1 protein-coding gene is annotated in these 1121 nt (G+C 56.5%); it reads left to right on the top strand.

The genetic code is table 11. The features are described 5' to 3' along the window. A partial coding sequence (gene recF / locus Q4P78_RS09205; protein ID WP_303340071.1) for a DNA replication/repair protein RecF occupies positions 1–1085 on the top strand: 1085 nt, incomplete at its 5' end. Between the last annotated feature and the right edge of the window lie 36 nt (positions 1086–1121).

The following is a 1121-nucleotide window of genomic DNA, read 5'->3' as shown; positions in this document are numbered from 1 at the left end:
CTATTGATTACACCGCGAATTTGTCCTCTCACCGGGTGAGTAATGATGCTCCGCTGGTGCGCGTGGGTGCTTCACGGGCCTATATTCGCACCCGTACTGTGCGTGGATCGCAGCAGACCGTCACAGAGTTTGAGGTGGCTCCAGGGCACAGCAATAGGGTGCGGATTAATCGTGCAGCCCCGGTGCGTGCCCGTGAAGCGCTGGGCATTGCCCGTACGGTACTGTTTTCACCCGAAGATTTACAGTTGGTGAGGGGAGAACCAGCGGCTCGCCGTCGGTTCGTGGATGATCTGGCGGTATCGCTGCGGCCCGCTGTTGCCGGGTACCGGAGCGAGTACGAACGTATTCTGCGGCAGCGGAATTCTCTGCTGAAGTCAATGCAGCGCCGTCGTACAGGTGCCGCCAGCGCTGATGAGAACGCAATGAGCACCCTCGCAGTGTGGAATGAGCAACTTGCTGAAGTTGGTTCTCAGCTTTTAGCTGCTCGTTTCCGGGTGTTGTGTGTCCTGCTCCCCCAGCTTAAACGTGCCTATGCAGGGCTCACCGATGGTTCTAAAGACGTCTCATTGACCTACGAGTCCACCGTTTTCCCGTCTGTGACTGAGCGGGGTCTGGAACATGCTGCACGTATGCGCCCTGAGGAGTTTAAAGTGGCGATTCTGCGCTGCTTTGAGGAGCGCCGCAGCGAAGAAATTGAGCGGGGAATTACCCTGGTGGGGCCGCATCGGGAAGATATAACCCTGCTGTTAGGGGGCCTAGCTGTTAAACAGTTCGCCTCACATGGGGAAAGCTGGTCGTTTGCCTTAGCCATGCGGTTGGCATCATGGTTTGTGCATTTGGAGGATGACCCGTCGCCAGGCTCCTCGCCAATACTTATCCTTGACGATGTGTTTGCTGAGTTGGATGCGGCACGCAGGCACCGGTTAGGGGCTTTGGTGCGTGAAGCGGAGCAGGTACTTATTACCTGCGCAGTGCTCAGTGATATTCCCGAAGAACTTGGTGCATACCGTATCGTCACTGTCTCACCCGGTGCTGCAGGATATGCGGGTGAGCAGAATCTGTCGGACGGGAAAACCCATGAATAAGGAACACCCCCGACTCAATCTCTGGGAAAAACAACC

It is taken from the genome of Rothia sp. (in: high G+C Gram-positive bacteria), from assembly GCF_030540545.1.
Taxonomy (GTDB): domain Bacteria; phylum Actinomycetota; class Actinomycetes; order Actinomycetales; family Micrococcaceae; genus Rothia.
This window is presented reverse-complemented; position numbering and strand designations above follow the sequence as displayed.